At 62.9% G+C, this 23380-nt stretch carries 24 protein-coding genes; 16 read left to right on the top strand and 8 right to left on the bottom strand.

Annotated elements, in window-relative coordinates:
• The first annotated feature begins 94 nt into the window (after positions 1-94).
• The 3 genes from aqpZ to ACFVHU_RS07410 all read left to right on the top strand — a co-directional run bounded on the left by aqpZ (position 95) and on the right by ACFVHU_RS07410 (position 2971).
• Positions 95-859 (top strand): aquaporin Z, encoded by a 765-nt coding sequence (gene aqpZ, locus ACFVHU_RS07420; protein WP_105656091.1) that lies wholly within the window; start codon positions 95-97, stop codon positions 857-859.
• Between the two features lie 138 nt (positions 860-997).
• The gene (locus ACFVHU_RS07415) at positions 998-1768 is read left to right on the top strand and encodes a CPBP family intramembrane glutamic endopeptidase (RefSeq protein WP_388023564.1); all 771 of its coding nucleotides are present in this window, start codon (positions 998-1000) and stop codon (positions 1766-1768) included.
• A gap of 3 nt (positions 1769-1771) precedes the next feature.
• Positions 1772-2971, top strand: a complete 1200-nt coding sequence (locus ACFVHU_RS07410; protein WP_388023561.1) for an MFS transporter — start codon at positions 1772-1774, stop codon at positions 2969-2971.
• Positions 2972-3012: 41 nt separating this feature from the next.
• Here ACFVHU_RS07410 and ACFVHU_RS07405 read toward each other — a convergent pair whose 3' ends face one another.
• Positions 3013-3846 carry a hydrolase gene (locus tag ACFVHU_RS07405; RefSeq protein ID WP_332731283.1) on the bottom strand — a complete coding sequence of 278 codons (834 nt, stop codon included), beginning with the start codon at positions 3844-3846 and terminating at the stop codon, positions 3013-3015.
• 152 nt (positions 3847-3998) lie between these two features.
• Between ACFVHU_RS07405 and ACFVHU_RS07400 the strand changes: the two genes are divergently transcribed.
• The gene (locus tag ACFVHU_RS07400; RefSeq protein WP_105656095.1) at positions 3999-5339 is read left to right on the top strand and encodes an MATE family efflux transporter; all 1341 of its coding nucleotides are present in this window, start codon (positions 3999-4001) and stop codon (positions 5337-5339) included.
• A 75-nt stretch (positions 5340-5414) separates the two neighbouring features.
• Here ACFVHU_RS07400 and ACFVHU_RS07395 read toward each other — a convergent pair whose 3' ends face one another.
• Together ACFVHU_RS07395 and ACFVHU_RS07390 are read right to left on the bottom strand one after the other, a co-directional pair.
• Positions 5415-5609 (bottom strand): hypothetical protein, encoded by a 195-nt coding sequence (locus ACFVHU_RS07395; protein ID WP_388023557.1) that lies wholly within the window; start codon positions 5607-5609, stop codon positions 5415-5417.
• Between the two features lie 77 nt (positions 5610-5686).
• Positions 5687-6322 (bottom strand): GntR family transcriptional regulator, encoded by a 636-nt coding sequence (locus tag ACFVHU_RS07390; RefSeq protein ID WP_105656097.1) that lies wholly within the window; start codon positions 6320-6322, stop codon positions 5687-5689.
• A gap of 130 nt (positions 6323-6452) precedes the next feature.
• Between ACFVHU_RS07390 and ACFVHU_RS07385 the strand changes: the two genes are divergently transcribed.
• The 6 genes from ACFVHU_RS07385 to rraA all read left to right on the top strand — a co-directional run bounded on the left by ACFVHU_RS07385 (position 6453) and on the right by rraA (position 12165).
• Positions 6453-7766: an MFS transporter gene (locus tag ACFVHU_RS07385; RefSeq protein WP_388023554.1), complete on the top strand. Its 1314-nt coding sequence runs from the start codon at positions 6453-6455 to the stop codon at positions 7764-7766.
• 34 nt (positions 7767-7800) lie between these two features.
• Positions 7801-9021, top strand: a complete 1221-nt coding sequence (locus ACFVHU_RS07380; protein WP_388023551.1) for an alpha-hydroxy-acid oxidizing protein — start codon at positions 7801-7803, stop codon at positions 9019-9021.
• A 56-nt stretch (positions 9022-9077) separates the two neighbouring features.
• Positions 9078-9671, top strand: coding sequence for a DUF308 domain-containing protein (locus ACFVHU_RS07375; protein WP_105662065.1), 594 nt, complete (start codon positions 9078-9080; stop codon positions 9669-9671).
• Positions 9672-9709: 38 nt separating this feature from the next.
• Positions 9710-10003, top strand: coding sequence for a hypothetical protein (locus ACFVHU_RS07370; protein WP_286134039.1), 294 nt, complete (start codon positions 9710-9712; stop codon positions 10001-10003).
• 207 nt (positions 10004-10210) lie between these two features.
• Complete coding sequence (locus ACFVHU_RS07365) at positions 10211-11605, top strand: amino acid permease (protein ID WP_286134064.1); 1395 nt, start codon at positions 10211-10213, stop codon at positions 11603-11605.
• A gap of 83 nt (positions 11606-11688) precedes the next feature.
• Positions 11689-12165 carry a ribonuclease E activity regulator RraA gene (gene rraA, locus ACFVHU_RS07360; protein ID WP_332502708.1) on the top strand — a complete coding sequence of 159 codons (477 nt, stop codon included), beginning with the start codon at positions 11689-11691 and terminating at the stop codon, positions 12163-12165.
• Between the two features lie 16 nt (positions 12166-12181).
• Here the strand turns inward: rraA and ACFVHU_RS07355 are convergent, their stop codons facing one another.
• Together ACFVHU_RS07355 and ACFVHU_RS07350 are read right to left on the bottom strand one after the other, a co-directional pair.
• On the bottom strand, positions 12182-12490 hold the full coding sequence (locus ACFVHU_RS07355) for a hypothetical protein (protein WP_105656103.1): 309 nt from the start codon (positions 12488-12490) through the stop codon (positions 12182-12184).
• Between the two features lie 291 nt (positions 12491-12781).
• On the bottom strand, positions 12782-13333 hold the full coding sequence (locus ACFVHU_RS07350) for a CGNR zinc finger domain-containing protein (protein ID WP_105656104.1): 552 nt from the start codon (positions 13331-13333) through the stop codon (positions 12782-12784).
• 124 nt (positions 13334-13457) lie between these two features.
• On the opposite strand from ACFVHU_RS07350, the gene ACFVHU_RS07345 reads away from it, so the two are divergent.
• On the top strand, positions 13458-14435 hold the full coding sequence (locus ACFVHU_RS07345) for a DMT family transporter (protein WP_105656105.1): 978 nt from the start codon (positions 13458-13460) through the stop codon (positions 14433-14435).
• Between the two features lie 127 nt (positions 14436-14562).
• On the top strand, positions 14563-16086 hold the full coding sequence (locus tag ACFVHU_RS07340) for a GMC family oxidoreductase (protein ID WP_388023547.1): 1524 nt from the start codon (positions 14563-14565) through the stop codon (positions 16084-16086).
• Between the two features lie 42 nt (positions 16087-16128).
• Here the strand turns inward: ACFVHU_RS07340 and ACFVHU_RS07335 are convergent, their stop codons facing one another.
• Complete coding sequence (locus tag ACFVHU_RS07335) at positions 16129-16611, bottom strand: MarR family winged helix-turn-helix transcriptional regulator (protein WP_388023544.1); 483 nt, start codon at positions 16609-16611, stop codon at positions 16129-16131.
• A gap of 212 nt (positions 16612-16823) precedes the next feature.
• Here ACFVHU_RS07335 and ACFVHU_RS07330 point away from each other — a divergent pair, with 212 nt between their 5' ends.
• The 4 genes from ACFVHU_RS07330 to ACFVHU_RS07315 all read left to right on the top strand — a co-directional run bounded on the left by ACFVHU_RS07330 (position 16824) and on the right by ACFVHU_RS07315 (position 21254).
• Entirely contained in the window at positions 16824-18647 is a 1824-nt protein-coding gene (locus tag ACFVHU_RS07330) for a flavin-containing monooxygenase (protein ID WP_388023541.1), read from the top strand.
• Positions 18644-19654, top strand: coding sequence for an SMP-30/gluconolactonase/LRE family protein (locus tag ACFVHU_RS07325; protein WP_388023539.1), 1011 nt, complete (start codon positions 18644-18646; stop codon positions 19652-19654). Before ACFVHU_RS07330 ends, ACFVHU_RS07325 begins: the two co-directional genes overlap by 4 nt.
• Before the next feature lie 122 nt (positions 19655-19776).
• Positions 19777-20229 carry a MarR family winged helix-turn-helix transcriptional regulator gene (locus ACFVHU_RS07320; RefSeq protein ID WP_388023536.1) on the top strand — a complete coding sequence of 151 codons (453 nt, stop codon included), beginning with the start codon at positions 19777-19779 and terminating at the stop codon, positions 20227-20229.
• On the top strand, positions 20226-21254 hold the full coding sequence (locus ACFVHU_RS07315) for an FUSC family protein (protein ID WP_388023534.1): 1029 nt from the start codon (positions 20226-20228) through the stop codon (positions 21252-21254). The genes ACFVHU_RS07320 and ACFVHU_RS07315 overlap by 4 nt, the downstream gene beginning before the upstream one ends.
• Positions 21255-21264: 10 nt before the next feature.
• On the opposite strand, the gene ACFVHU_RS07310 is transcribed toward ACFVHU_RS07315, so the two are convergent.
• On the bottom strand, positions 21265-21588 hold the full coding sequence (locus ACFVHU_RS07310) for a 4a-hydroxytetrahydrobiopterin dehydratase (protein WP_388023532.1): 324 nt from the start codon (positions 21586-21588) through the stop codon (positions 21265-21267).
• 167 nt (positions 21589-21755) lie between these two features.
• A complete protein-coding gene (gene cycA / locus ACFVHU_RS07305) occupies positions 21756-23258 on the bottom strand; it encodes a D-serine/D-alanine/glycine transporter (RefSeq protein WP_388023530.1) in 1503 nt (500 codons plus the stop codon).
• Positions 23259-23380 lie beyond the last annotated feature (122 nt).

Genomic DNA, 23380 nt, shown 5'->3' with positions numbered 1-23380 from the left:
GATCTATTAAGTAGCCGCAGGCCTACCGCAGCCCCATCGGCAGGACATAAGCTGGCCTTGAACTCGCATAATTCATCGAGGATAAGGAAAAAGCATGTCAGATGCAGCTGTGCCAACTGTTGGCGCAAAACTATCGGCAGAATTCTTGGGCACATTCGTGCTGGTCTTCGGTGGCTGTGGTTCAGCGATCTTCGCAGCCAAGGTCATCGCAGATGAAACCGTGAACATGGGCATCGGATTCCTGGGCGTAGCTCTGGCTTTCGGTTTCACTGTGCTGATCATGGCGTACGCAGTAGGGCATATCTCCGGCGGCCATTTCAACCCTGCCGTCACCCTGGGCACGGCCTTTGCCGGGCGCACCCCGTGGAAGGATGTCCTCCCGTACATCGTCACGCAGATCGTCGCTGCTTCGGTGGCGGGTGCCGTGCTGTTCTGGATCGCTTCGGGCAAGGACGGATTCAACGCAGTCGAATCCGGTTTCGCTTCCAATGGCTATGGGGAGCGATCACCAGATGGCTATTCGCTGGTTGCGGCACTGGTCGCAGAGATCGTTTTGACTGCGATCTTCCTGTACGTGATCCTCGGCTCCACCGACAAGCGCGCGCCGCAGGGTTTCGCGCCGATCGCTATCGGCCTGTCATTGACCCTGATCCACCTGGTGTCCATTCCCATCACCAATACCTCGGTCAACCCGGCACGTTCCCTGGGCGTCGCATGGTTCGCCGGCCCGGAAGCCTTGGGCCAGGTATGGCTGTTTATCCTGGCACCGGTTATCGGTGCGGCCATTGCCGGTGTCAGCTACAAGGTGCTCTTCCCGGCCTTCGTGGACAAGGGTCGCGAAGGTTTCGACAAGAACTAGCAGATGATGGGAGCTCGCGGTTACCGCAGCTCGCTGAACCCAGTCCAGCAGACTTCGACGTCGGCTGGACTGGGTTCGTCCTTTCACGTGGAACGATGGACTTGGGAAATCCACATGGAAGGCGATTAGGCTTGTCATATGCAACAACGGCCAGAGTACATGAACCCCTATTCGGCTCCGCGGCCCAAGCAACGCGTCTTCAACGCCGGGCAATTCACCAAGGGCGACTCCTGGACAGTTCTTGCCTACCTCGTCTTCTTTGTCGGGGGCGCAGCAGGCCTCATCGGATTGATCCCTGGCTACATGGGCGCCTTCTCCACCCAGGAACAGGCGCTGTTCGGGATCAACCTGATCCTGTATGTCACCTTCTTCATTCTCGCGATGATCCAGTGCGGTCCGCAGTTCTTCGAGTCGTTCAAGACCATGCGCTACCACCCCTGGGCCAAATGGCTGATGCTGCCCGGTGGCTGGTTCCTGACCATCATGGCCAACGGAATCATCGCCGCCTTGACGGGCCAAGCGGCCACCAGCGAGAACCAGGCGGCCCTGGAATCCATGGCCGGAACGGTGCCGCTGCCGGTCATGCTGGTGGTCACTGCGCTCTTCGGCCCATTCGTCGAGGAATACCTGTTCCGCCATCTGCTCATCGGCAAGCTTTCACGCAAGCTCAACGTCTGGCTTTGCGCACTGATCTCCACGGTGCTGTTCGCCAGCATCCACTTCATTGGCGCGGGCATCGGCTCGTGGCTGGAGGTCGTGCCGTACTTCATGCTGGGCGTCATGATGGGTGTTGCCTACATCCTCAGCGGCAAGTCGCTGGCCTACTCCTACATGCTGCATGTCATTAACAATGCCGTAGCGCTGCTGGTGGTGTACCTGATCTACCCGCTGCTTCCTGTGGGAGCCTAGGCAGTGGCATTTACCGGACTCGAACCGAACACCCCCGCCTATCGGGGCATGCTGCTGGCGCTTTTTGCCGGCGGCGTCGCCACGTTCTCCCAGCTCTATGCGGTGCAGGGGCTGCTGCCGGTCATCGCCGGCTATTTCCACATCACCTCTTCGCACACGGCACTTGCCGTTTCATCAGCGACCCTGGGGCTGGCATTGGCCGTGACTCCATGGGCCATCATTTCCGACCGCGTCGGGCGCCGCAAGGTCATCAGCATCGCCCTGATCTCTTCGGTTGCTCTGGGACTGCTCAGCTGCCTGTCGCCAAGCTTCGAGTTCCTGGTGGCGATCCGGTTCTTCGAGGGAATTGCCTTGGCAGGTGTTCCCGGCTCTGCGCTGGCCTTCCTCGTTGACGAGGTCAATCCGCGAGCCGTTGCCGTGGCCAGCGGCACCTATATCTCCGGCACCACCCTTGGCGGGCTGGCCGGACGCTTGGTCGCCAGCTTTGTCGCAGACCCCGCCGGCTGGCGCTGGGGGGTCGCGGCAGTGAGCATCATGGCTGGCCTGGCGACGCTCTTCTTCCTGTTCAAGGCGCCCAGCGCCCAGGGCTTCGACCCCATCCACGGCCAGAACCTGCGCAGCATCGCCAAGAAGTTCGCACATGCATTGCATGGCAAAATGGCACTGGTCTATGCCCAGGGATTCTTGCTCATGGGCGGATTCGTGGCCGTCTACAACTACCTGGCTTTCCGGCTGGAAGCACCGCCCTACCTGATTCCGGCTTCGTGGGCGGCACTGGTCTTCCTGGCCTACCTCTCTGGAACCTACACCTCGGTGGCCAGCAGCAAACTCGTCGCCAAGGCTGGACGGCGAAATACCCTGCGCATCAGCATTCTCACCAGCGCCCTGGGCTTGCTGCTGACCCTGGCCGGGAACCTGGTCGTGATCATCAGCGGGTTGCTGATCTTCACCGCTGGATTCTTCGCGGCCCACGCGGTCGCCAGCGGGTGGGTGCCGGTGCTGGCCACTGAAGCCAGGGCGCAGGCCTCCAGCCTGTACAACTTGTTCTACTATGTGGGCTCATCACTGCTTGGATGGCTCATCGGCATCCCCTTCATGCACTACGGCTGGGCCAGCGTCGTGCTTTGCGTTGGCGCGTTGCAGGTGGTTGCCCTGATCCTGGCTTCCTTGCTCTCCAAAAGGGACCCATCCCTTCGCGGATAATTCATATTCCGCATTCGGAATACTCAACTTTGCGCGGAATATCAGGTCAGATGGTCGAATTCTCCTGATACCCACCTGGCATAGCGTTCCGCAGAGAACTGGACCACCCGGTGGGCATCGGCCTGGATGCAGGCCGCGAAGTTGTTGTAGAGGCGGTCGAACTTCACCGGCTCCAGATCCTTGGCCATGCGCCGCACCACGGCAGCCGAGAGCGGGATGCGGTTGGGGTAGCTGCGCAAGAAGGTCGCATTGCCATCGGCCACGGGGAAAATCGCGTCGCCAGCCAGCAGGACTCCGCGGCCATCGGCCCCTGCTTCCCAAACAGCCGCAGTGCTGCCCGGGAAGTGGCCGCCGAGCTGCATCAGCCTGATCCCGGGCAGCACCTCAAAAGGCTGGGACCAGGTCCTGACGGCGGCTGAGGAATACTGGACCCACTGCGCATCTTTCTCGGCGACGAGGATCGGCGCATCACCCAGCGCCTGGCTGTATTGCTGCTGCACCCCGTACATGTGCGGATGGCTCGCCACAATGGCCGCCAGCTTTCCGCGGCTATCCAGCCAATCAATGATTTCTCCGGTAATCAGCCCGGGCACGTCGAAGAGCAGGTTGCCCGCGGTGGTCTCCACGAGCAAGGAGCTTTGGCCTATGCCGATTTCGGGAGAAGCAATCGCATTCAGTCCCGGCTCCAGCGAAGTGATCGTCAGCTGGTGGCCGGCTGCTGCCAGGTCTTCGGTGCGCACCCAACGCTGGATTCCGCCCGGAATGTACTGGCGTTCATCGGCGCAGATGGGGCAGGTGCCGGTGGGTTGCGGGCCCGGCGGGAACTCCACGGCGCAACCCGCGCATTGCCAATGGCCAATATGTTCTTGTCCCATGGGAAACCTGTTTTCTGGTGGCGGTGCTGGCTGTGCCCTGCTTGCTTCCAAACCTAGTACTCGCTCCGGATGCAGGAAAGAGGACTGCACCGGGAATCCTCCTGCGCGCAAGCAAATGGTGAAAGTCCACTCTGCTTCGTAGAGTTGAGGTTGTGAATCCTTCAACCCCCACCGAATCCCCGCGGAGCCTGGCCCGGCAGATCCTTGCCTTGGCAGTTCCCGCCTTGGGTGCTTTGATCGCCGAGCCGCTGTTCTTGATGGCCGATTCGGCCATCGTGGGCCACCTTGGTGTGGCCGAGCTGGCCGGCGCCGCACTGGGCACCACGGTGCTGCACACTGCGGTGGGGTTGATGATCTTCTTGGCCTATGCCACCACGCCAGCTGTAGCCAGGGCCCTGGGCGCAGGCAACCCCGGCAAGGCCATGGCGGCGGGGCGTGATGGCATGTGGTTTGCCATAGTCCTCGGGGTGGTGCTGTCGCTGCTCGGATACTTCAGTGCCGATCGGCTTGTGGGCTTGATGGGCGGCGAAGGGGAAACCGCTGGATTCGCCGTCGATTACATCCGCTACTCGATGCCTGGCCTGACCGCGATGCTGCTGGTCCTGGCAGCCACCGGCGTGCTGCGTGGCATGCAGGACACGAAAACACCGTTGATCGTGGCCACCGCTGGCTTCGGATTGAATATCGTCCTGAACTTCGTGCTGGTCTACTGGGCCGATATGTCCGTAGCCGGTGCCGCGCTTGGCACATCGATTGCCCAGTGGATGATGGCGGTGGTGTATTTGTGGATGATCTTGCCAAGAATCCGCAAGCAAGGAATTTCCATGGCGCCGAGCTGGTCCGGGTTCATTTCCACCGGGCAAGTCGGTTCCTGGTTGATGCTGCGCAACCTGAGCATGCGCGCGGCGTTGCTCCTCACGGTTCTTGTCGCCACCAACGCCGGCACCCAGACACTGGCAGCGCACCAGCTGGTCTTCACGATCTTCAGTTTCCTGGCCTTTGCGCTGGATGCGTTGGCTATTGCGGCCCAGGCCATGATTGGCCAGGAGCTGGGCCGCGGGGATGCAGAGCAGGTCCGCAAGCTCACCGGGATCATGAGCCGCTGGGGCATCTGCTTCGGTGTGGTCACCGGGATCCTGCTGCTTGCCACCTCGTGGGTCTTCCCGATGATCTTCACCCCGGATGAGCAGATCCGCCAGCTGACCACCGTTGGGCTGTGGGTACTGGCATTGTCCCAGCCGTTGTGCGGTTTGGTGTTCGTGCTGGACGGCGTGCTCATCGGTGCGGGGGATGCCCGCTATCTCGGGTTGGTGGGCATAGCCAACCTTGTTCTCTACGTGCCGATGCTCTGGGCGGTTCAGGTCTTTGCCAAGGATTCCACGTCAGCGATTTTGTGGATCTGGGTTGCTTTCGCCATCGGCTACATGGCAGCTCGCGGCGTGAGCCTGTCCCTGCGTGCCAGGAATAGTGCATGGATGCGGTTGGGCAGCTGAACCCAGGCCACCAGGCCGCTCGCCAGCGATTACCCTGGAGCTTCATCGCCTGGGCGGCAATCTTCTGGGCAACGACTAGTGCGTTGGACTCAGGGTGCAATCGATACCGGTACGCGTCATTGCCGTTTCATAGATGACGGTCTCGCGTTCGGTGCCTTCGAAGATGTTCTCGCGGACCACGAAGAAGTCCACGTCCCCTGATTGGCGGAATGGCAGCAGGCTGCCCCACTGCGCCGAAGAAGATCGTGTCGTGCACGCCAAGCCGCTCAATCCGGTTATCGGGCATCATCTACCGGCGAGCACGGAGATGCTGTGTGCATTGCCCATGATGCACCAGTGGTTGGCCGCTAGTGATGTCCCAGCATGGCTCGGCGGATGGATTCCAGATGCAGCGTCATGGCCTCGGCGGCCGCTGAAGGATCTGAATTCTGTATGGCGGCAAAGATCGACTGGTGCTCGGCCAGCTCGTCCGATTGGGACATGTATGGCTGCATGGAAGGCAACACGTAGTGGGCTCGAGCGGTTTGCGTGAAGCAGTTCTCCAGGCTGTCCACAATGCGTGAGTTGCGCGATGCCGCGGCCAGTTCGCTATGGAAGCACTGGGCGGCATGCATGGAGGCAATGGGGTCGGAGACCGCCAGCTTTTGCTGGGCTTCAAGGTGCCCGGCCAGGGAAACTACAAGCGCGGCCGAATGCATGCTGGCTACCTGTCCCGCCACATGCGGTTCGAGCAAGCTGCGCAGTTCCAGGACTTCATAGACATCATTCATCGAGATGGCGCGAACCAGATAGCCCTTCTTGGGCAGCACCTGCAGCAGGCCCTCGCTGGTGAGCTGGCGCAGGGACTCGCGCACCGGAGTCTTGGAGACCTCGAACTCCTGGGCCAGTGCCGGCTCGATGATCAGGCTTCCCGGGGCAAGTTCCCCGCGGTTGATGCGTTCGCGCAAGGTGAGCGTGAGCTGTTCGGAGAGCGAGCTGGCCATGGTTTTCCGATTTCTAAGGGGCGTAACTTGGCGACCTGATCTAGCTATCGCTCTGGGCAACACTCTAGTCTGGGATGAAATATATTTCAGGTATCTTACGGAACACCACTTTATCGCAAGGACTACGACTGTGCCGATCACCCAGAACTCTGCCAGCACGCAGCAAGCGCGCAACCGGCGCCGGGCCCTGTTCGCCTCTGTCTTCGGCACGGCCATTGAATGGTACGACTACGCGCTGTATGGCGCGGCCGCATCGGTGGTGATCGGTCCGCTGTTCTTCGCCGGGGCCGGAGAATCGGCGGCCTCGATCGCGTCCTTTGCGACCTTCGCGGTGGGCTTCGTGGCCCGCCCGCTGGGCGGTGTGCTCATCGGCCACCTGGGGGACCGGTTCGGGCGCCGCCCGGCCATGCTGCTCTCGGTCATCCTGATGGGCATCGCCACCGTGGGCATCGGCCTGCTGCCGACCGCGCAGACCTGGGGCGTGTGGTCCGTGGGCCTGCTGGTGCTGCTGCGCCTGATCCAGGGATTCGGCGCTGGCGCGGAACTGACCGGTGCCATGACGCTGGTGGCCGAATACGTGGAGCCGAGAAAACGCGGGTTCTACACCTCGCTGGTGCTGTCCACCCCGCCGCTGGGCATCGCGCTGGCCACCGTGTGCTTCTTCCTGGTCTCGCTGGCCGGTGACGTGGTACTGCTCGGGTGGGCCTGGCGCATCCCATTCCTGGTCTCGGCACTGCTGTTCGTCGTGGCCATCTACATCCGCAACAAGCTGGAAGAGACCCCTGACTATGCCGCCGCCATGGCCTCGGCCCGTGCCGAGCAGCAGCAGGCCAAGCTCCCCATCGTGCAGGTCTTCGCCGCGCACTGGCGCCGCGTGGCCCTGGGCTTCCTGGCCATCACCGGGCATAACGCGGTGAACTACATCCTTGCGGTCTTCGCGCTGAGCCTGATGGTCACCAGCGGCATGGAACGCAGCCATGCGCTGCTGGCGGTCACCCTGGGCTCCTTGGTCTCCGTATTGCTCACGCCGGTGGGCGGCTGGCTCGCCGATCGGTTCGGCGCTTCCAAGGTGCTGGCGGCGGGAAACATTTCAGGCTTGGTCCTCGCTTTCCCGATCTTCGCACTGATCTCCACCGGCGAGTTCGCCCTCGGGTTCCTGGGCATCGCCGCCGGCTACGCGCTGGTGATCCCGTGCACTTCCGGTGCCCAAGGGGCCTTCCTCACCGAGCTGTTCCCCGTCTCGGTGCGCTTCTCCGGGATTGCCATCGCGCGCGAACTGAACGGCGCCATCGTCGCTGGGCTCTCGCCGCTGATTGCCGCTGCGCTCTTGCAGGCGGGCAACGGCTCCATCGCGATGCCAGCGGGATACCTGGCGCTGTGCTGCCTGTCCTCGGCCATTGCAATCTTCATCGGCACCCGCGCAAGCTCGCGCACCCTGTACTAGACCGGCAATTTCCACCGAAGTAAAGGAACAATCCATGGGTAATCTCAAGCGCCAACTGCCCGACGTGGCCGAACTGGTCAGCCTGATGAAGTTCAAGCTCCCCTCCACTAGCCCTCGCGCCGCCCGGCTGGCCGGTGCCGCCGACATCTGGGATCTGCGCAAGATCGCCAAGCGCCGCACCCCCGCCGCGGCCTTCGACTATGTCGATGGCGCTGCCGGGCGAGAAATCACCGCGACCCGCGCCCGAGCGGTGTTCGACAGCGTTGAGCTGTTGCCGCGAATCCTGCACGGAACCGCGCAGTCGGATCTTTCCACCACCATTGCCGGTGCCCCATCGGCATTGCCCTTCGGCATCGCCCCCACCGGTTTCACCCGCTTCATGCACTCCGAGGGCGAAATCGGCGGCTCGCGGGCTGCCCAGAAAGCAGGGATTCCCTTCAGCCTGTCCACCATGGGCACCCGATCCATCGAGGAGGTCGCCGAGGCGGCACCCGAGGGCCGCAAATGGTTCCAGCTCTATCTGTGGAAGGACCGGGAAAAGTCCAGGGCGCTGGTGGAACGTGCTGCTGCAGCGGGCTATGACACCTTGCTGGTCACCGTGGACACCCCGGTAGCCGGCCAGCGCCACCGCGATACCCGCAACGGCATGAAGATCCCGCCGGAATTGACCGTGAAGACCGTGCTCGATGCGTCGTACCGACCCGAATGGTGGTACAACTTCCTGACCACCGATTCGCTGAAGTTCGCATCGCTGTCGGATACGTCGGCAGACCTGCCAACGATCATCAACTCCATGTTCGATTCCTCCTTGGACTTCGAGGATCTGAAATGGATCCGCGAGCTGTGGAAGGGCCAGCTTTTCGTCAAGGGCGTGCTCACCAGCGAAGACGCTGCCAAGGCACAGGCCGCCGGTGCTGACGGACTGGTGGTCTCCAATCACGGCGGACGGCAGCTGGACCGCGCGCCGATCGCCTTCGAGGCCTTGGGCGAAGTGCGTGCCGAAGTCGGTGAGGACATGGAAATCATCATGGATTCGGGCATCATGTCCGGCGCGGACATTGTCGCCGCGCTGTGTGCCGGAGCGGACTTCGTGCTGATTGGCCGCGCCTACCTCTACGGCCTGATGGCTGGGGGAGAGGAAGGCGTCAGCCGTGCCATCGAATTGCTGGCCAAGGAAGTGGAAGTGACTATGCAGCTGATGGGCGCGGCGAGCATCTGGGATCTGGACCAGTCGCTGATTCGCCGCCGTGGCTGATGTGATTAACCCCGGGCGAAGTGGCGGTTAGTTCTATGAGCGGTAGAATAGGAATTGTGCCTGCACCAAAAACCACCCCAGTTCAAGCTTCAGAAGTTTTCCGCCCAGTCTTCCTGCGCGGCCTGACAGCCCTGGCCTATGCCCTGATGTCGATTTTCTGGATCGGCGCAGATGACAAGGTTGTCACTTACTCCACGGCAGCGTTCCTCGTTGTCACTGGCGTGTTCATGTGGCAGTACGTATCTGTGGAAAGCGCGCCGGAGAAGTCGCGCGCCCCCTACGCGCTGGGTGCGGGACTGATGCTTCTGGCTGGTATTGCAACCATCTTCGTCAGCTCGATTGCCTGGGTCGGCTATGTGGGTGCCTTTGCATTCCTGGCCGGAGGCATTGCCGAGCTCATCGTCTTTGCCAAGCATCGCGAGGCCTTCCCGCCGTTCAGGAACCAGCTGGTTACCGGCGCGGTGGGCGTGATCTTGGCCATTTCGCTGTGCTTCAGCGGTGGCATGGATGCGCACGCATTGTTCGGCCTGATTGGCGGCGGAACTATCGTTCTGGCCGTTTTCGCGCTGATTGCCGCCTTCGGCCATCGCCATGAAATGAAGGCAGCCGCCCCGACCACGATCAATTCGCCGGACCAGGAAAGCAACTAGTCTTTAGGTCTGCAGTAAAAGTAGAAACGGAGTTCCTGGTGGGAAACAACAAGAAGAAGCAACCGTGGAGCCAGTCAATCAAGGGCCCACTGAGCTTCTCGCTGATCCTGGCCATCGTCGCCGGCGTGGTCGGCTTGGTTAGCTCCACCGGCGGATCGCAGAATCCCTTGCGCTTCGATATCGGTTTGGCCTGTTTCGGCATCGCCTTTGTCGCAAGCCTGCTGGTCATCTCGGTGATGACCATGGCTGCCAAGGACAATGATCCTGACCTGGGAAAGGGGACCGGGGTAAACCGATCCTCATCCAACCCGGACAAGAAGTTTGAAGACTGATAATAAAGCTTAGCCACGCGGCATGACGCGCTGGGACTGTCCATCCACAGATAGTCCCAGCGCGTTGTCGTTTGCCGGGCCAATTGATCGAGGCAGGACGCCTCAAGCACGCACCAAGGATTTCAAGTGAGTAGCACGAGTATCTCTGATCAGCATGGCCGCACCCCACTGGGCAAGCAGCTGCGACGGCGCAAGTCCATCCAGGCGATGGCCAACGACGCCGCGAACAACGCCGGGCTCGGGACGCTCAAGCGCTCGCTGGGCGTCACCCAGCTGGTCATGATCTCCGTCGGAGCCACCCTGGGCACCGGCATCCTGGTGATCCTCGGATCTGCCGTTCCGGTCGCCGGCCCGGCGATCTGGATCGCCTTCGTGCTGGCCGGCATCACCGCGCTGCTTTCGGCGGTCTCCTATGCCGAAATGGCGGGCATGGTCCCGGTCTCCGGCTCCAGCTATTCCTATTCCTACGCCACGCTGGGCGAAGGCATGGCCTGGGTGTGCGGTTGGTGCCTGGTCTTGGAATACGCAGTTTCCGCGGCAGCGGTGGCGGTGGGTGCCGGCGCCTACGTGAACCAGACGCTGGAGATCTTCGGCTTGGCTTTGCCCCAAGCCCTGGCCGCCGGCCCGGGCGACGGCGGCGTCATCAACCTCTCGGCATTGATCGTGGTCATCTTGGCGACCCTGCTGCTGGTACGCGGTGCCCGCGAATCGGCGCTGGCCAACACCGTCATGGTGATCGTGAAGATCGCCATCCTCGTCTTCTTCGTGGTGGTCGCCTTCACCGCTTTCAATGCCGGGAACTTCGCTCCGCTGCTGCCCATGGGCGCCGCGGGCGTGACCGGGGCAGCGTCCATGGTCTTCTTCTCCTACATCGGCTTCGACGCGGCCTCGACCGCCGGCGAGGAAGCCAAGAATCCGCAGAAGGACCTGCCGCGGGCGATCATGATCGCCATGGTGCTGGTAACCACCATTTACGTGCTGGTTGCCGTAGCTGCCATTGGCGCCCGGGAGTGGAACTGGTTCGCCGAGTCAGAAGCCGCCCTGGTGCAGATTGTTTCCGAAATCACCGGACAGAAGTGGATGGTCTTGGCTTTCGCCCTGGCCTCGGTGATCGCGATCGTCTCGGTGGTGCTGACCACCTTGTACGGGCAGACCCGCATCCTGCTCTCCATGGGCCGCGACGGCTTGATCCCTCGCTTCTTCGCCAAGGTTTCGCCCAGCACCCGCACCCCGGTCATCGGCACCTACGTCACCGGCGCGGTCGTGGCCATTGCCGCCTCGCTGATTCCTCTGGGCCAGCTGGCCGAAGCGACCAGCATCGGCACCCTGTTCGCCTTCTCGTTGGTAGGTGTCTCGGTAATGTACCTGCGCAAAACCCAGCCGGATACCCCGCGGACCTTCCGCGTCCCGCTGTATCCGGTGACCCCGATTCTGGGCATCGCTGCCTGCCTGTTCCTGATGTTCAACCTGGCTGGCATCACCTGGCTGGTCTTCGCCATCTGGATGGCTGTGGGAGCTGCGATCTATCTGGGCTTCGGCCGCCGCAATTCGCGCCTCGGCGCCTTGGACGCCAAGGCCTATGAAGCGGAACTGAATCTCTGACACTTTCGTCATGCGCTGGGGTTGCGGGCACTGCGGGCTAAGCTGTGTGGTGGACCACTATCGCAGCTCATGAAGGAAACACCATGCACCAGGAACCGATCAGCACCGCCGACCTCTACGACCAGCAGGGGGATGCACTGCAGTCCGTCTCGGCTCAATTCCAGGACTTCGGCGGGCGGCTGTCCTTCCACGGGCCGGCACGTACCGTGAAGTGCCATGAGGACAACGGCCTGGTCAAGGAGATCCTGAGCTTCCCGGGCAATGGCGCAGTGCTCGTGGTCGATGGGGGAGCATCCCTGCGTTACGCCCTGATGGGTGACATGATTGCCGCGAATGCCGAAGCCAATGGCTGGGCCGGGGTCATCATCAGCGGCGCCGTACGCGACCGTGCGGCACTGGCTGAAATGGAACTCGGGATCAAGGCACTAGGCAGCAACCCGCGCAAAACCGTCAAGCGCTCGCACGGTTCGGTGGATGAAGTGATCAGCATCGGGGATGTGAAGGTCCGACCGGGCGCGATGGTGTATGCGGATATCGACGGGATTCTTGTCGAAAACTAGCCGCTAGCCCATCCAGCTAGGGCTTGTCGCCTGCGCCTTCCCATTCCGCTTTGAACTCCTCGGTGCCCAAGGCCTCCAAATCCGCGCGGATCTGGACGATCAGCCGCTCAGCTTCTTCGAGGCTGGAGGTTGTCATGCGCAGCAGTACCGAATCGTCTTGGCGGGAATGCACGACTACCTGGGGCTCGTTCGCTTCGTACTCGGCATCGCCCAGCGTGGCAGAAGCCAGAGCTACAACCCAGCGGGCCGCGGCTTTCAATGGTCCGCTCTCAGCTGCTTCTATCCGTGCCTCGTAATCATCCGAAGCGTGGGTTTCCTGAGTCATGATCTGCCCCTTCCACTACTGCAACTGCCGGTATCCCGGTTGTGTGTTCATCATATGGCCCGGGCAAGGTAAAAGGCGAGGGGCATCGCCCAACGCCATTTTGGCCACGTGCTGGCCCCCCATGCAGGAAACCTGATGGCCATGACAGGCGCTCCGCGCTGGTCACGGGCATGGGCGGTGGGCCCGAGGCCACAGCGAGCTACTCGGCCACGCTGCGGCGATGAAGTGCGCAGGGGCGCTGGCCGATCACGGACGAAACTAGACTTGGTGTGCTCAGTGTCGGGCTTCTGGCTAGTCGATACGTTTTCCGGCTTTGCGCGCACGGTAGGCGCGCACGTGCTCGCGGTTGGCGCAGTTGCCGGTATCGCAGTACAGCTTGGAGCGGTTGCGCGACAGATCCAGCAGGGCCGCCTCGCAGTCCTCCGAGGCGCAGATCCGCAGCCGCTGCAATCCGCCGGAGCGGATCACTTCCGCCAGTGCCATCGCGGCGTCCACGGCCATGCGGTCGTAGAGCGGGGTGCTGTTGGTGGTGGCGTGCAGGTGGTAACCCAGCGATTCGCTCTTGATCAATTGAGGCTGGGCGTTGGCGTTGCGCAGGATCGCATTGACCCGGAAGACGGATTCTTCTTCGGTACCTATCCAGATGTTCTTCAGCTGGGAACGCAACTGGCGAATGGAGCGAAGCTCTGCCTGGTTGTGCGCGCGGGAGCCTTCGAAATTCTCGGCATCAAGGAACTCATCGAGATCAGCGACGGTGGAGAGCATATCCACGATTTGCACCTCGGTATTCAGAAGGTTCACCACGGACTTCAATGAAGCTTCGATATCTGGTGCAAAGGTCATAATTCGTTCCTGGAAGCTGGGTAGATTGACTGCCACTCAAGCCTAACCGTATCGTCATGCTCATACCCCCATTTGCCCCTGAACGGCGGCATGAAATTCTTCGCGAAAGACTTCAAAGACCCTCATGAGCGACCTGTCTGATTCCGGCCTTCCGGCCGCCACTGCCGGCAGTCCAGTACTGCGTCAAAGCCAGTCCCGGGGGATCTGGATTGCGCTGGCATCCTCCGCGGCCTTCGGGATTTCCGGCTCCTTCGCCAAGGGGCTTTTCGAAGCAGGGTGGAGTCCCACTGCGGCCGTGGCCGCACGCATGGCCGGCGCCGCGCTGGTCCTGGCGATCCCTGCGGTCCTGGCGATGCGCGGCCGCTGGACGTTGCTGCGCACCAACTGGGTGTCGATTGTGCTCTTCGGATTGTTTGGAGTGGGAGCCTGCCAGCTGTGCTATTTCTTGGCGGTGCAGCGCTTGGATGTCGGGGTGGCTTTGCTGCTGGAGTATCTGGCTCCGGTGCTCATCGTGCTGGTGCTCTGGGCCAAGCACCAGAAGCGCCCGTCGGCGGCAACGATCGCTGGCACACTATTGTCATTGGCGGGCCTGGTGGCGGTGCTGGATCTGACCGGCACCACGCGGATTGATCCGATCGGCGTGCTCTGGGGCTTGGGGGCAGCGGTGGGCCTGACGGTCTACTTCTTCATTAGCGCCAAGGTCGATGGCGCGCTGCCACCCATCATGCTGTCGGCCGGTGGCATGGCCGTTGGCGCGCTAACCATGCTGCTGGTTGGCGGCTTGGGAATCCTTCCAATGCAGTGGGCCGCCGGCAGCGGATCATTTGCTGGATATGAAACCCCGTGGTGGTTGGCCTTGACCGGGCTGATCCTGATCGCTACCGTGTTCTCCTACACCACCGGTGTGATGGCCGCCCGGGAACTGGGGTCCAAGGTGGCCAGCTTCATCTCCTTGACCGAGGTGCTTTTCGCGGTGCTGTGGGCTTGGCTGCTGCTCTCCGAGCTGCCGGGTGCGGTGCAGCTGTTCGGCGGCCTGCTGATTGTGTGCGGCGTGGTGCTGGTGCGTGTCGATGAACTGCGTGCGGCACGCAAGGGGATCTAAGCGGCCCGTAGGGTAAAAACGCGCACGCGATGCCAATTGTTGTGCGCCGGATGCCAAGGGAAAACCCGCTGGCCTGTACAGGCTGGGAGAAACAAGTTTCGCAGGCATCCTAGCTGGAGGAATACCCATGGGCAGCAAGTCGGTCATAGTCGTAGGCGCAGGTTCGGCTGGCTCGGTGGTCGCGCGCCGGCTCGTGGATGCCGGGGCGCGGGTGACCTTGTTCGAAGCTGGCTCCGAGGACACCAACCCTGCCATCCACGACCTCTCGCGCATGGGCGAGCTGTGGCATAGCAAGGACGACTGGGATTACCACACCGTCCCGATGGCCGGGGCAGCGAACAAGCCGATGCACCTGCCACGGGGCAAGGTGCTCGGCGGTTCCCACGCGCTGAATGCGACCATCTGGGTGCGCTGCGCCCCGCAGGATTTCGATGACTGGGCCAAGGACTGCGGCGAGCAGTGGGCCTGGAAGAATGTCCTGCCGATCTACAAGGAAATCGAGAACTTCTCTGGCGGCGCCAGCGAATTCCACGGCAGCGATGGGCTGGTGCCGGTGGACAACGACTACGAGCTGGATGAGATCCACCAGTCGATTATCGACGCCGCGGTGCAGTCCGGAATCCGGTTCAATCCCGACTACAACGGCGAGCAGCTGGAAGGCGTTTCCAAGGAGCAGATCAACGTTGCTGGCGGTGAACGCATCAACACCTGGAAGGCTTATCTGAAGCCGGTGCGCGAGCGCATGGAAATCATCACGGACGCCGAAGTGCATTCGGTGATCCTGGAGTCCGGAACCGCGGTTGGCGTGCGCTATCAGATCGACGGGCAGCTGCGGGAACTGCGCGCGGATGAGGTGGTGCTCAGCGCCGGCGCCCTGGGATCCCCGCAAATCCTGTTGCGCTCCGGCATCGGCCCGGCTGCCGAGCTCGAGGCCGCGGGCGTCATCCCGTTGCATGAGCTGGACCAGGTTGGCAAGAACCTGCATGACCACCTGCTGGCCCCGGTGATCGCCGAAACCACCACCCGGGCGATTCGCGCCCCGCGTGCCGGGGTTTCGGTCTCGCAATCGCATATGTTCGCCAAGTCCCGCGAGGACCTGGACCGCCCCGATACCCAGCCGATCTTCTTCGCCGTGCCCATGTACTCCCCGGGCATGGAGCCGATCGACGGCACCGCGTTCACCTTGCATTCCGGGATCGTCACGCCGTACAGCCGCGGCGAAATCACCTTGAGCGGTCCTGGATTGGCTGATCCGGTGAACATCGATTTGAATGCGCTGGATGATCCGCGGGATATGCAGGCATTCCTGGTATCGATGAAGCAATGCCGCGCGATGGTGGAGCAAGATGCCTTGGCGCAGAACTGGGGAGCCAGGGAAATCTACCCGGGCGAAGAAATACGCGGCGATGAGCAGCTAGAAGATTACATCCGCAACAACGTGGTGACCTACCACCACCAAGTGGGTACCTGCCGCATGGGAACGGATGCGCAGGCCGTGGTGGATCCGCAGCTGCGGGTACGCGGCCTGGAAGGGCTGCGCGTCATCGATGCCTCGATCATGCCCAAGATCACCACCGGCAACACCAATGCCCCGGCCATCCTCATCGGCGAGCTGGGCGCCAAGTTCCTGGTATCGGATCTGGGGCTCTGAAAGGCGGCGCATTTTCCCCGCGGCCGTGCAGCCCGGACCGGTTCACGAGTCCCGGCGGGAGCCAGCCAGGGTTTCCATGGCCCGAGCCACCGCGGCCATCCCCTGCGCCAAGGCGGCCAGATCGCCGGTGCTCAACAGTGCGGTAATCTCGTCGGCCAGCTCCGGCCGGTCGGCGACCAGCTGGCGCACTACCTCGCGGCCCAGCGGTGTGGCCTTGATGCGCCGGACCCGCTGGTCATGCGGGTCGGGGTAGCGTTCCGCGGCACCGCGGGTGACCAGCCGGTCGAGCATCCCGGACATCGACGCCATGGAGACACCGAATCCCTTGGCCAGCAACTGCCCGGTGGACCCGTTCTCGGCGGTGACAAGGATGGTCAGCACCTTGACCTGCTGTGCCGTCAGGTCCAGATTCAACAGCGGCAGGATGGAGGAGGGCAGGGCAGCGGTGGCAATGGCATCCGTGGACTGGTGCAGCTGGCGCAGTAACTCGTCCCGGGAGGCGGAACTGTGGGGAATGCTGGACATGTTCCCATCATAGTGACCGCGCGGCTGTTGGCCCGACGGCCCCATTTGTCTAATTACTTAGGATGAGGCTAAGCTTTTGGGAGTTCCGAACCTGCGGGCAATCCACGCGGCAAGTCCATGGGGCCTTCCCGCCAACGTCATTCCTCGCACTCGCTGCTCGCAAGTTCCGGGACAGCAAGAAGCACCAGTGCGCGACGAAAGACGAGGAATTTGTGGGCGAGAACCCAGCGACCCCCATTGTTAACGAAACTGAAATCGATGTCCCCGGGCTGCGCGCGAAATACGCGGCAGAGCGCGATCGGCGGATCCGGGAAGACGGCAACTCACAGTACCGCCGAGCCGCCGGAGAATTCGGCTACTACGCCAAAGACCCCTACACACCATGGAAAGAACGCGAAGCGCTGACGGACTTCGTCGAGGTGCTGGTGATCGGGGGCGGGTTCGGCGGGCTGGTCAGCGCGGCGAAGCTGCGCCAATCCGGCATCGAGTCCATCCGCATGCTCGATGAGGCGGGCGACTTCGGCGGCACCTGGTACTGGAACCGCTACCCGGGGATCCACTGCGACATCGAATCCTACGTGTACATGCCGCTGCTTGAAGAAGTCGGCTACATCCCGAAGCGCCGCTACGCGCCGGGCGAGGAGATTCGCCAGCACGCCATGGCCATCGCCAGGAAATTCGACCTCTACCGCGACACCGCCTTCCAGACCCGGGTCACTTCCCTGGCCTGGGAGGAGGAAAACAGCCAATGGCTGGTGGAAACCGACCGCGGCGATGCCATGCATGCCCGCCATGTGATCACCTCCTCGGGCACCCTGACCCAGCCGAAGCTGCCGGGCATCGAGGGTCTGGATACATTCAAGGGGCACACCTTCCACACCAGCCGCTGGGACTATGCCTATACCGGCGGATCCGCCGATGGCGCACTGGAGAAGCTGGCCGACAAGCGCGTGGCCGTGATCGGCACCGGTGCTACCGGGCTGCAGGCCATTCCCCATGTGGCAGCCAGCGCCAAGCAGACCTTCGTCTTCCAGCGCACCCCATCCAGCGTGGACGTGCGCGCCAACCGCGATACCGACCCGCAGTGGGCCGCCAGCCTCCAGCCGGGCTGGCAGAAGGAGCGCCAGGACAACTTCCTGCGCATCGTCTCCGGCGAGGAATACGGCGAAGACCTGATCCAGGATGGCTGGACCACCGTGCCGCAGCTGCAGCGTGCCATGATCACCGGGAAGATCGATGATTCAATCAGCGCCGAGGAACGCGAACGCACCGAGGAGCTGCTGGACTTCGCCAAGATGAACCAGATCCGCGACCGCGTGGATAGCATCGTTCAGGACCCGGCCACGGCCGAGCTGCTCAAGCCGTGGTACCGCTACATGTGCAAGCGCCCGGGCTTCTCGGACACCTACCTGCAGTCCTTCAACCGCCCGAACACCACGCTGGTGGATACCGCGGACTTCGGGGGAGTGAGCAAGGTCAGCGAGACCTCGGTCTTCGTCGGCGAGACGGAATACGAAGTGGACTGCATCATTTTCGCCACCGGCTTCGAGGTCGGAGTCTCCGGGGTCATCTCCGGAACCATGCCGGTCTACGGGCGCGGCGGAGTCCAGCTGCTGCACGCCTGGGGACAGGCAGGCCCGCAGACCCTGCACGGCTTCTACTCCCACGGCTACCCGAACCTTTTCCACCTCTCTTCGCTGCAGACGGCGAACTCGGTGAACTTCGTGCACATCCTGCAGGAGCAGGCCGAACATGTGGCTGCCGTCATTGCCGCGGCGCGACAGGCTGGCGCCGAGGTCATCGAGCCGACGCTCGAAGAGCAGCAAGCCTGGACCGCCGCCATCGGCGAGCGGGCCGTGGACAACACCGCGTATCTGCAGGCCTGCACCCCGGGATACTACAACCAGGAGGGCAAGCCGAGGGGCAAGTCCAATGCCTTCGGCCCCGGACCGGTCGCCTTCCACCAGTTGCTCGCCAACTGGCGCGAGACCGAGCTGGCTGACTTCGCCGCGCGCTATGCCCAGGTGAGTGCATGAGCCGCCGTAGCCCGGCCCTGGGCCTGGCCGCGGCGGGCCTGTTGCTGGCGCTGGCCGGCTGCGGCCAGAGCCCGCCGGCCTCCGAGGGCGTTGGGCAACGAGTTGCCACTGAACTGCTCCAGGTCTCGCAGGTGCATGCCGAAACCGGGATGACCCTGTTGGAAGGCCCGGTCCTGGATGGGCAGGGCAACTTGTTCGTGGTGGATGTGCCGGCGCCCGCTGGCGAAGCGAAGCTGCTGAAAATCGATCTCGACACAAAAGATGTTTCCCAGGTGCACACCGATGGCACTGGCGCCTATTCCTCGGCCCAGTTCTCCCCGAAAGACCATCGGATGTACCTCAGTGACATTGCCGGCGGCCGGATTATCAGCATGAATTCCGACGGCAGCGACGTGCAGGTGTTCTTCGAAGGCGAAGTGGACGGGCGCAGGGTCAGCCCGGACGACATCGCTTTCGACAAGGAAGGGAACCTGTTCGTCAGCGACTTCACGGCCTTCCCGGGTGCCGGGCTGGAGGCGGCCCAGGCGGGCCGGATCATCCGCATCGATGGGGAAACTGCCGCGGGCAGCGTCGTTGCCCAAAACCTGCCCTCGACCAATGGCATCTCCTTCAACGAGGACTACTCGGGGCTGTGGCTCAGCCAATATGCGGCCAACCGCATAGATCTGCTAACCCTGGACCAAGCGGGGATGAAGGCTGCCGCCGTGCAACCGGCAATCTATGTGGATGCCGGGGTGGCCAAGGTCGATTCGAATGCAGTGGATTCAGCAGGGAATATCTACCAGATGTTCGAGCATGATCCGCGGATCGATGTCTATTCCAAGACCGGCCAGCTCAAGGCGCAGATCCGGATTCCGGACGATGCGCAGGGACTGGAATCCGCGACCAACATCGCGATCGAGCCGGGCACCACGCGAGGCTACGCGACGGTCAGCGGCAAGTCCGGTGGCTACGTGTACACCTTCGAGGCCCTGGATGAAGGAATCAGCCAGAGCAACGGCGGCTAGCTCCAAACCGACGGCCCCCGCCATGATTGCTCAATGGCGGGGGCCGCCGGCTGCGTGTGAGATTCATCGAATTAACCGCTTCAAATTGAAATCGTTTCCGCGTGAAATGATATTTTGAAGGAATGAATAAACCCCGGATTCCGCAGTTCCAATGGAACTCGCTGAGCTACCTCACCGCCCGCGCCGGACGCATCGGCACCCAGGAGCTCACCGAGCTGATGGAATCCGAGTCCCTGGCCCGGCACCATTTCACCATCATCTGCGCCTTGGAGGAGTTCGGCGGCATCTCGCAGAATGACCTAGCAGCACGTTCGAATGTGAATCGCGGCCACCTGGTGGCCTACCTCGATCAGCTGGCGAACCGTGGAATCCTGGAACGCAACGTTGATCCGCAAGATCGCCGCCGCAACCTCATCACGCTGACTTCCGAGGGCAAGAAGTTCGCTGCCCGGGCGATAAAGGCTGCCTCGCATAACGAAGCCAAGGCCTTTGGCGCTTTGGATGAGCGGCAGCAGGAGCAGCTGCGCGCCCTGCTGCAACTGGTCGCCGCGCAGGACGGCGAGGCACGCCAGTGAAACGCCATCTGAAAGAAGTGGTGCAGCGCAGCGTCGTCGTGGCCCCGCACCGCCCGTCGCTCATCCCGGCAACCAAGGCGACGATCAGCCTGGCCGTGCCGCTGATCCTGCTGGCAAGCCTCGGCCGCCTGGACTGGGCAATGTATGCAGCGTTCGGCGCCTTCTGCGCGGTCTTCGGCCGCTTCGATGCGTACGCACCGCGTTTCTGGCAGCAGCTCTCGGCAGGCATCGTGCAGCTGGCCGCGATGCTGCTGGGCACCTGTTTCTCGCTTATCGACGCACCGTTCCTGGTGCGCGCACTGGTGCTGGCGTTCATCGGTTTTGGCGCCAACTACGTCTCGCATGCCGCGCGCTGGATGCCGCCAGGACCGGTCTTCGCGGTCTTCGCCGGTGGCGCCTGCCTGAGCATACCGGCCAGTGCGCAAAGCTTCACCGGGGTGCTGCTGGCCGGCGGTGGAACGATGGCTTTCAGCGTGCTGCTGATGCTCGGCCTGTCGATGCGGAAAGCCAACCTGCTCCATACCCTGGGCTCGGGATACGCCTGGTTGCCCTCGGGCCGGGCCATGGCCCAATCCGCGCAAATGGGCTCGGGCGTGCTGCTCGCGGGCATCGTTGCATACCTGCTCGGAGGCGGCCACTGGTACTGGGCCAGCCTCGGCGCGATCGCTGCGGTCACCGGGGCCGATGCCTATGCGCGGGTAACCCGCGGGCTGCAGCGCTGCGCAGGCACCTGCATTGGCGTAGCGCTGACCGCCATAGTTTTCGCCTTCGATTCCCCCATCTGGGTGATCCTGGCCGCCGCGCTGGCTTCCCAATTCATCATCGAGCTGGTGATCCTGCGCAACTATGCGGTGGGCATGGTCTTCATGACCGTTACCGCGCTGCTCATGGTCCATCTGGTCAGCCCTGAACCGGCCGCGTCCCTGCTCATCGACCGCATTTCCATGACGGCGCTCGGTGCTTTGGTGGGCGCGGTGCAGAGCGTCATCATCTCGCTGCTCGTGGCTCGCCGGCGCCAAGGCTGAACGCTGGGAGCTACCAGTGCTCGGTGATCACCTGCGCTTCGAGCTTGCCGGCCTCGATGGAGATATGGCGGGCTAATTCCAGGTCCAGCGCTCCCAGGTGCTCGGGCTGGTTGTGCGTTAGGCGCAGCTCGACGATGGCGACCCGCCAATCCAGGTGCGGATGCCGGTTGTCCTGCTCGGCGCGCAGGCCTACCTGGACAATGAACTGCAAGGCGGTGCTCGCGGAATCGAAACGGTAAGCGGCCCGCAAACCCAGGTCATCACGCTTCCAATCGGGCAAGGCCCCCAGCCTTTGGTCGAATTCGAAGCGCGGTAACGGACCGGTTGATGCCATGGTTCTCTCCTCCAAGCGGCAGCGGGTCGGACTGTGCAAGTGGTTGCTGCCTGCAGCCATGATCGCATCGACCCCGGCCTTTGCGGTAGCGATCCCAGCGTCTATGCAGTTAGGCTCCGGCATCTGGTGATGCCGGAGCCTAACAGATAGGGCTGGTGCGCGCGGGGCTACTGGCGGATGTCCGCGGAGACCTGCGCGGCGGTTTCCTCCTCGTGCATGGCGAAGGATTTCGCATCACGGTAGGCCGCGGCCTCGTAGCGTTCATGCGCCACCTTGGCCAGGTGCGCGGCGCGCAGTGCCTGGTGCTGCGGGTTGCGGCGGATGTACAGGTAGCCGGCGCCCAGGATCAGGAACCATGCCGGGGTGATCAGCAGGGCGCTGAAGGTATCGGCCTGGGTGGTCAAGGCCCACAGGATGAAGCCGAAGAAGCCGAGTACCACGTAGGGCATGATGACCCCGCCGGGCACCTTGAACTTCGAGGCATCGTGCAGGTGCGGGCGGCGTGCGCGGAAGACCAGGTAGCTGAGCAGGATGATGGTCCACACGAACATGAAGCACAGGGCCGAGACGGTGGTGACCAGGGTGAAGGCGCCCATCACCGAGTCGCCGCTGTAGAGCAGGGCGACGCCGGCCAGCAGGAACATGCAGGAGAACAGCAGCGCGTTCTTCGGGACCTTGCGGCTGGAGAGCTTGGCGAAGCCCTTGGGCGCATCGCCCTCCATGGACAGGCCGCGCAGCATGCGCGAGGTCGAGTAGATGCCCGAGTTGGCGCTGGAGGTCGCGGAGGTGAGCACCACGAAGTTGATGATGCCCGCGGCGCCGGCCAGGCCGGCCAGGGCGAACATGCCCACGAACGGGGACTGCTCGGCGGAGAACAGGTTCCACGGTTCGACGGTCATCAAGATGATCAATGCGCCCACGTAGAAGAACAGGATGCGGACCGGGATCGAATTGATCGCCTTGGGCAGCGTCTTTTCCGGGTCCTTGGTTTCAGCTGCGGTGGTGCCGACCAGCTCGATGCCCACGAACGCGAACACCGCAATCTGGAAGCCGGCGACGAAGCCCATGAAGCCGGTGGGGAACATGCCGCCCTCGGTCCACAGGTTGGAGAAGGAAGCGGTGGCCGAGTCGTGCTCGAATCCGGTGATGATCATGACCAAGCCGACCACGATCAGCGCGCCGATAGCCACGATCTTGATCAGAGCGAACCAGAATTCGGTTTCCCCGAAGGCCTTCACGGTGGCCAGGTTCAGCACCAGCAGCAGCGCGATGCACCCCAGCGCCGGGATCCACAGGGGAAGGTCGCCCCACCAGAAAGCGACGTAGTGGGCGATGGCCACCACGTCGGCAATGCCGGTGACAACCCAGCAGAACCAGTAGGTCCAGCCGGTGAAGAACGCCGCCCATGGGCCCAGCAGGTCCCCGGCGAAGTCGGCGAAGGTCTTGTATTCGAGGTTGCTCAGCAGCAGCTCGCCCATGGCGCGCATGACGAAGAAGAGCATGAAGCCGATGATCATGTAAACGAAGATGACCGACGGGCCGGCGACCGAAATGGTCTTGCCGGAGCCCATGAACAGGCCGGTGCCGATAGCGCCGCCGATGGCGATCAGCTGGATGTGACGATTGGAGAGTCCGCGCTCGAGAGTGGGATCAGAACTGGTGGTACTCATGCTGGTTGCCTTCCAGGAGTGTGGCGTGACGCCCTGAAGTTGTTCTGCCTCCAAGCCATCATGGCTTGGAGCGCAGGAACTGGCTTCGTTGAACACATCCGGTACTAAAGGATTCCAGCTGG

Origin of the sequence: Glutamicibacter sp. NPDC127525, from assembly GCF_042672105.1 — a bacterium.
GTDB lineage: Bacteria > Actinomycetota > Actinomycetes > Actinomycetales > Micrococcaceae > Glutamicibacter.
The sequence above is the reverse complement of the archived record's forward strand: the minus strand, read 5'-3'. Positions and strand labels throughout refer to the sequence as shown.

What these genes read in the sequence shown, in the direction of transcription:
- aqpZ (WP_105656091.1), top strand. Translation starts at nt 95, where the DNA reads ATGTCAGATGCAGCTGTGCCAACTGTTGGCGCAAAACTATCGGCAGAA.
- ACFVHU_RS07415 (WP_388023564.1), top strand. Translation starts at nt 998, where the DNA reads ATGCAACAACGGCCAGAGTACATGAACCCCTATTCGGCTCCGCGGCCC.
- ACFVHU_RS07405 (WP_332731283.1), bottom strand. Translation starts at nt 3,846, where the DNA reads ATGGGACAAGAACATATTGGCCATTGGCAATGCGCGGGTTGCGCCGTG.
- ACFVHU_RS07390 (WP_105656097.1), bottom strand. Translation starts at nt 6,322, where the DNA reads ATGGCCAGCTCGCTCTCCGAACAGCTCACGCTCACCTTGCGCGAACGC.
- ACFVHU_RS07380 (WP_388023551.1), top strand. Translation starts at nt 7,801, where the DNA reads ATGGGTAATCTCAAGCGCCAACTGCCCGACGTGGCCGAACTGGTCAGC.
- ACFVHU_RS07365 (WP_286134064.1), top strand. Translation starts at nt 10,211, where the DNA reads ATGGCCAACGACGCCGCGAACAACGCCGGGCTCGGGACGCTCAAGCGC.
- rraA (WP_332502708.1), top strand. Translation starts at nt 11,689, where the DNA reads ATGCACCAGGAACCGATCAGCACCGCCGACCTCTACGACCAGCAGGGG.
- ACFVHU_RS07355 (WP_105656103.1), bottom strand. Translation starts at nt 12,490, where the DNA reads ATGACTCAGGAAACCCACGCTTCGGATGATTACGAGGCACGGATAGAA.
- ACFVHU_RS07350 (WP_105656104.1), bottom strand. Translation starts at nt 13,333, where the DNA reads ATGACCTTTGCACCAGATATCGAAGCTTCATTGAAGTCCGTGGTGAAC.
- ACFVHU_RS07345 (WP_105656105.1), top strand. Translation starts at nt 13,458, where the DNA reads ATGAGCGACCTGTCTGATTCCGGCCTTCCGGCCGCCACTGCCGGCAGT.
- ACFVHU_RS07340 (WP_388023547.1), top strand. Translation starts at nt 14,563, where the DNA reads ATGGGCAGCAAGTCGGTCATAGTCGTAGGCGCAGGTTCGGCTGGCTCG.
- ACFVHU_RS07335 (WP_388023544.1), bottom strand. Translation starts at nt 16,611, where the DNA reads ATGTCCAGCATTCCCCACAGTTCCGCCTCCCGGGACGAGTTACTGCGC.
- ACFVHU_RS07325 (WP_388023539.1), top strand. Translation starts at nt 18,644, where the DNA reads ATGAGCCGCCGTAGCCCGGCCCTGGGCCTGGCCGCGGCGGGCCTGTTG.
- ACFVHU_RS07320 (WP_388023536.1), top strand. Translation starts at nt 19,777, where the DNA reads ATGAATAAACCCCGGATTCCGCAGTTCCAATGGAACTCGCTGAGCTAC.
- ACFVHU_RS07310 (WP_388023532.1), bottom strand. Translation starts at nt 21,588, where the DNA reads ATGGCATCAACCGGTCCGTTACCGCGCTTCGAATTCGACCAAAGGCTG.
- cycA (WP_388023530.1), bottom strand. Translation starts at nt 23,258, where the DNA reads ATGAGTACCACCAGTTCTGATCCCACTCTCGAGCGCGGACTCTCCAAT.